Here is a 5,503-nt window from a genome sequence, read left to right on the forward strand (position 1 = left end):
CGTCTGGCTCTCCACAAGACCGCCCATCCGCGCCATGATCGCACGGAGTTGCCCCAGTTCCTGTTCGTAACTCTTGACCGTGTGCGCGCTCTCGCGGTTCATCCGACCCTCTTGTGCTTCAGCCGAAGCGTCCGGTGATATAGTCCTGTGTGCGGCGCTGGCGCGGCGCGGTGAACATCTGTCCCGCGCTGTCGACCTCGACCAGTTCGCCGAGATAGAAGAACGCCACCTGATCGGCGCAGCGTGCGGCCTGTTGCAGGTTGTGCGTCACGATCGCGATCGTGAAATCCTGCTTCAGTTCGTCCAGAAGCTCCTCGATCCGGGCCGTCGAGACGGGGTCGAGCGCGCTTGTCGGCTCGTCCAGCAGTACCACTTCGGGCCGGGTGGCGATGGTGCGCGCGATGCACAGGCGCTGCTGCTGGCCGCCGGACAACGCCGCGGCGGGCGCGCGCAGGCGGTCCTTCACCTCGGTCCAGAGAGCCACGCGTTTGAGCACGTCCTCGATCCGGGCATCCATGTCGGCCCGGGACAGGCGCTCATGCAGCCGCACGCCGAACGCGATGTTCTCGTAGATCGACATCGGAAAGGGCGTGGGTTTCTGGAACACCATGCCCACGCGCGAGCGCAGCACGTTCAGGTCGACGCCCGGCGACAGGATGTTGCGCCCATCGAACACGACCTCGCCGGTGGCGCGCTGGCCGGGATACAGGTCGTACATCCGGTTGAGCACGCGCAGCAGCGTCGATTTGCCGCAGCCCGAGGGGCCGATCATGCCGGTCACCTGACGGCGCGGAAAGTCGAGGTCGATCGCCTTCAGCGCCCGGTGTTCGCCATACCAGAAATCGAGTGCGCGTACCGACAGGGCGATGTCCGTCGAAACGGTGGACGGCGCGTCGTGAAGGACGGACATGGAGGAAGGGAGCTGGTTCATCGCAAGGGGCCCGTGCTCACGTTCCGCGCCGGAAGCCGAAGCGGACAAGAATGTTGATCAGAAGCACGCCCGCGGTAATCAGGAGGGCGGCGGTCCAGGCAAGCTGCACCCAGTCGTCGTAGGCTGAGCCGGCATACTGATAGATGGCCACCGGCAGGCTGGCCATCGGGGCGTTCAGGTTGAGCGACCATGTCATGTTGCCCAGCGACGTGAACAGCAGCGGCGCCGTCTCGCCCGCCACACGCGCGAGAGCGAGCAGGATGCCGGTCAGCACGCCGCCGCGCGCAGCCCGCAGGCACAGGAACACGATGACCCGCCAGCGCGGCGCCCCCAGCGCCATGCCTGCCTCACGCATCGACACGGGCACGAGGCGCAGCATGTCCTCGGTCGTGCGGACGATGATCGGCATGGCGAGGATCGCCAGCGCGATGGCGCCGGCAAAGCCCGAGAAATGGCCCTGCGGCGCCACGATCACCAGATAGACGAACAGGCCGATCAGGATCGATGGCGCCGACAGCAGCATATCCGACACAAAGCGCACCAGGGTCGAAAAGCGGCTTTCCTGCCCGTATTCGGCCAGGAAAATCCCCCCCAGCAGACCGAGCGGCGTGCCGATCAGCAGCGCCAGCCCGGTCTGTTCGAGACTGCCGACGATGGCGTTGGCCAGACCGCCATGCGCCCCGGGCGGGGCGGAGGAACGGAACAGCGCCCCCGGCGTCAGACCCGGCAGCCCCTTGAGCAGCAGCGACAGCAGGATCGAGGCCAGAATCACCAGCACCAGAGCCGTGGCCGCCCAGCTCAGGCCCGTGGCCAGCCGGTCGCGCAGGCGGCGCCGGGCGGCGAGAAGGCCGGTGGTCTGCCACCCGCGCGGGGGGGCATCGGACAGGGCGATGGGGGGTGTGCTGGTCATCGGCGCGTCAATGGCTGGTCGCGGGCTTGCGGCGCAGCAGCATGCGCGACCCGGCCAGCGTCAGGAAGGAAATCGTCATCAGGATGAAGCCCAGGGCCAGCAACGCCGCGAGCTTGAGGCTGCCGGCCGGGCTCTCGGGGAATTCCAGCGCGATCAGGGAGGCGATGGTGTTGCCGGGCGCGAACAGTGACCAGTTGATGCGGTTGCTGTTGCCGATCACGAAGGTGACGGCCATCGTCTCGCCCATGGCGCGGCCCATGCCCAGCACCACGCCGCCGATCACTGCCTGCCGCGACCAGGGCAGGGTGACCTGTCGCATGACTTCCCAGCGCGTCGCGCCAAGGCCATAGGCGCTTTCCCGTAGTACTGCGGGCATGGAGACGAAGACGTCGCGCATGACCGCGCACATGAACGGCGTGATCATGATGGCGAGAATGATGGCGCCGGTCAGCAGCCCGGTCCCGTAGGGCGCGCCGCTAAACAGCGTCCCGATCAGCGGGAGATGCCCGAATGTGTGGGTGGCGAAGGGTTCCACATGCGAGGCCATCAACGGCACGATGACGAAAAAGCCCCACATGCCGTAGATGATGGACGGCACCGCGGCCAGCAGCTGGACCGCCGTCGCTACGCTGCCCGCGATGGCTGCGGGCGCCATTTCGGCCAGCCAGAAGGCCACCCCGAAGGCAAGCGGTACCGCCATGACGACGGCCAGAAACGTGGTGACCAGCGTGCCGAACACAGGGGCGGCCGCGCCGTACACGTCCGTGACGGGATTCCAGATCCTAGAGACGAGGAAATGCGCGCCGAACGCGTGGAACGCCGCGACACCGCCGCGACACAGGACCGCGATCAGACCGCCGACGATCAACAGGATCAGCAGGCCGCTGAGCCGCACAATGGTGCTGAACAGGGTGTCTGACAGGGCGGAGGTCTTGGCGGCGCCGGTCATCGGGCGGAACTCTCTCGTCTGCGGGAAGCCGGTGAGGGCCGAGTTACCCATAATGCGGCGTGGACACAACAGGGCACCGACAGGCTCTCCGATGAAACTTTCATGACATGCTCCGACCGTCCCGGGCGCTGCGGTCAGAGGCCCAGGGCAATCGCGGCCCGCGTCGCGATATCGTGGCGCAACGCCACAACGTTCCCCTTGCCGTCGGGATGAACGCGGTTGGTCAGGATCAACACATAGCTGTCGCTGGCCGGGTCCAGCCAGAGCGACGTGCCGGTAAAGCCGGTGTGCCCGAAGGACCCCGGGCCGAACCGGTCGCCGCGCGGCGATGAATAATGGGTCGCGATGTCCCAGCCAAGCCCGCGCAGGTCGCCCCGCCCGGCGGGCTGCTGCGGCGTGGTCATCAGGACCAGCGTCTGCGGCTTCAGCGGATAGGCGCTGGGTCGACCGGAGCGCCGGTCGAGCAGGCTCTGGGCATAGACGCTCATGTCATGGGCGTCGGAAAACAGACCGGCGTGGCCCGCGACACCGCCCATGCGGCGTGCAGTCGGGTCGTGCACGACGCCGCGCAGCAGCGTGCCATGGTCGTCGAACTGGGTCGGCGCGATCTCCGGTCGCAGGGCAGGCGGCGGCTGGAAGAGGCTGTCGCGCAGGCCGAGTGGGGCGAAAAGCGCCTTGCCCGCGTAGGCGTCGAGCGTCGTGCCGGAAAAATGCTCGACCAGCAGGCCCGCGACGATGAAGTTGATGTCGCTATAGATGAAACGCGCGCCGGGCGACGCGATCAGCGGCGATGCCATGGCCAGTCGCACCGCCTCCGGCTTGCCCGACCAGGGTGTGTCCAGCGGCAGGTCCGGCGGCAGGCCGGAATAGTGGGTCAGCACGTGGCGAATGGTGATGCCGGCTTTGCCTTGGCCGCCGAACGCGGGCAGGAATCGCGCCACCGGATCGTCCAGCACGAAGGCCCCGCGCTCCCAGAACTGCATAAGACAGGGCGCGGTTACGGTCGGCTTGGTGAGGGATGCCATGTCGAACCGCGTCGTCAGGCGCATCGGCTCGCTCTGCGGCACAAGCGCCTGTTGCCCCAGAGCACAGGCGTGAACGGGTGTGCCGCCATGGCCGATCACGACCACGCCGCCGGGCGTGCGACCGGCGGCGATCGCACCGGCCAGAGTATCGTCCACAGCGGTGAAACGGGCGATCGGTGTAGTGGCGCGCGGCGCGCAGGCCGTCGTAGCGGCGAGGGCGCCGAGGCCCAGGATCTGTCGGCGGGTGGCGGCCGTCGGGTGCACGGTGGCTCCTGCTCTGGAGGCGGAAATCGCGGGCGGTGGCCTTGGGCCGGGTTTCCTGTATTGGCGGGTTCGTGCCGTTTTGCAAGCAGACACGGGTGTTTCGAAAACGCATCGAACTTGCGCGACGACCGGCGCTGGGCTGAACTGCGCGATCCGGTGCGGCCATGGTCGCTCGTGCGCGGTCCGACAGAGGTGGGTATGAACGTCAAGGCGCTGGACCTGTTCGTGGTGGTGGCGGCCAGCGCGTCGCTGCGGCAGGCCGCGCAGAAGCTTGGCATGACCCCCACGGCGCTTTCGCGGCAGATCGACGCGCTGGAACATTACTTCAACGCCGAACTGATCGACCGGAACGCCAGCGGCATGCGTCTGTCCGAAGCGGGCGCAATTCTCGCGCGCCGGGCGCCGGGACTGGTGAACGATCTGCGGGCGACACGGGCGCTGCTCGACGATCTGCGTGGACTCCAGCGGGGCACGGTGACGGTGCAGGCCGGGGGCGCGATGCTGGCGGAGTTCCTGGTGCCCGTCGTCACGGCACTGCATCAGCGCTATCCTGGCATCAGGTTTCATATCCGCGAAAGTCGCGTCAGCGACCTGTTCACGGCCCTGACGGATTTCGCCGCCGATCTGGGCGTCAGCATCTTCACACCGGAGACGGCGCGCGGGTTCGTGCAATGGGGATGTGCCGTGGATCACGCGGTCATCGTGGGCGCGGATCACCCGCTGGTCGGCGGTGGTCCGGTGTCCATGGCGGCGTTGACGCGCCATGCGCTGGCGCTGCCCGACGAGACCTACGGCGTGCGCCGCAGGCTTGATCGCGCCGCGGCCGAGGCAAGGACGACGCTCGATCCGGTGTTCGTCACCGGATCGCTCGTCGCGCAGAAGGAACTGGCGATACGCGGGATCGCGGCGCTGGTGTTGCCGCCGATCTGCTGCCGGCGCGAGATCGCCAACGGGCAGCTGGTCGCGGTCCCCCTGTCGCGCGGGGCGGCCATCGAGACGTCGATCGATCTGTGCGTGGTGCCGGGCCGGGGGATGCCGTTCGCGGCGCGCGCGCTGCACAAGGCCCTGCGCCAGTTCCTCGAGGAGCAGGGCCGGATCGGACTTTAACGGGTGTTGCGTTTTTCGTTACAGGGTGTCCCATGCTTTGTGCTTCGTGATGGCGGACCACACCGTTATCGTTTCGAAACGGAAATCGGACGGTAGTTGAGGGGGACGACGCGTGAACGACATGGACCATCTGGACAAAAAGGCGCGCGTTCTGCTCGATCCCGCCGGGCGCCGGACCTATCGTGGTCGCACGGCTCTGGCCACGGCGGGCATGGTTCTGCTGGCGCAGCTGCCCCTTCTGGCGGCGGCGGCCGAACCGCGTCACAAGGCAGTCGCCCCGGCCCGCAAGCCCATGACCGTCGCCGCCCCCACGGCAG

At 67.8% G+C, this 5,503-nt stretch carries 6 protein-coding genes and 1 pseudogene; 2 read left to right on the top strand and 5 right to left on the bottom strand.

Features of this window, described 5'->3' with window-relative positions:
• From HUK82_RS17495 to HUK82_RS14110, 5 genes and pseudogenes are all read right to left on the bottom strand, one after another.
• Window positions 1-102, bottom strand: a pseudogene (locus HUK82_RS17495) (phosphate signaling complex protein PhoU); the annotation flags it as partial.
• 16 nt (window positions 103-118) lie between these two features.
• Window positions 119-910, bottom strand: a complete 792-nt coding sequence (gene pstB, locus HUK82_RS14095; RefSeq protein ID WP_176614571.1) for a phosphate ABC transporter ATP-binding protein PstB — start codon at window positions 908-910, stop codon at window positions 119-121.
• A 37-nt stretch (window positions 911-947) separates the two neighbouring features.
• Window positions 948-1,841: a phosphate ABC transporter permease PstA gene (gene pstA / locus HUK82_RS14100; RefSeq protein WP_176614567.1), complete on the bottom strand. Its 894-nt coding sequence runs from the start codon at window positions 1,839-1,841 to the stop codon at window positions 948-950.
• 7 nt (window positions 1,842-1,848) lie between these two features.
• Window positions 1,849-2,841 carry a phosphate ABC transporter permease subunit PstC gene (gene pstC / locus HUK82_RS14105; protein ID WP_373318240.1) on the bottom strand — a complete coding sequence of 331 codons (993 nt, stop codon included), beginning with the start codon at window positions 2,839-2,841 and terminating at the stop codon, window positions 1,849-1,851.
• A gap of 83 nt (window positions 2,842-2,924) precedes the next feature.
• Complete coding sequence (locus tag HUK82_RS14110; protein WP_176614566.1) at window positions 2,925-4,079, bottom strand: serine hydrolase domain-containing protein; 1,155 nt, start codon at window positions 4,077-4,079, stop codon at window positions 2,925-2,927.
• Between the two features lie 117 nt (window positions 4,080-4,196).
• On the opposite strand from HUK82_RS14110, the gene HUK82_RS14115 reads away from it, so the two are divergent.
• Both HUK82_RS14115 and HUK82_RS14120 read left to right on the top strand, forming a co-directional pair.
• Window positions 4,197-5,186 carry a LysR family transcriptional regulator gene (locus HUK82_RS14115; protein WP_246495871.1) on the top strand — a complete coding sequence of 330 codons (990 nt, stop codon included), beginning with the start codon at window positions 4,197-4,199 and terminating at the stop codon, window positions 5,184-5,186.
• Between the two features lie 112 nt (window positions 5,187-5,298).
• A partial coding sequence (locus HUK82_RS14120; protein WP_176614570.1) for a hypothetical protein occupies window positions 5,299-5,503 on the top strand: 205 nt, incomplete at its 3' end.

Source organism: Ameyamaea chiangmaiensis (assembly GCF_013376175.1).
GTDB classification, from domain to species: domain Bacteria; phylum Pseudomonadota; class Alphaproteobacteria; order Acetobacterales; family Acetobacteraceae; genus Ameyamaea; species Ameyamaea chiangmaiensis.

Coding starts and splice junctions, on each gene's coding strand:
- pstB (WP_176614571.1), bottom strand. CDS start 910: ATGTCCGTCCTTCACGACGCGCCGTCCACCGTTTCGACGGACATCGCC.
- pstA (WP_176614567.1), bottom strand. CDS start 1,841: ATGACCAGCACACCCCCCATCGCCCTGTCCGATGCCCCCCCGCGCGGG.
- pstC (WP_373318240.1), bottom strand. CDS start 2,841: ATGGGTAACTCGGCCCTCACCGGCTTCCCGCAGACGAGAGAGTTCCGC.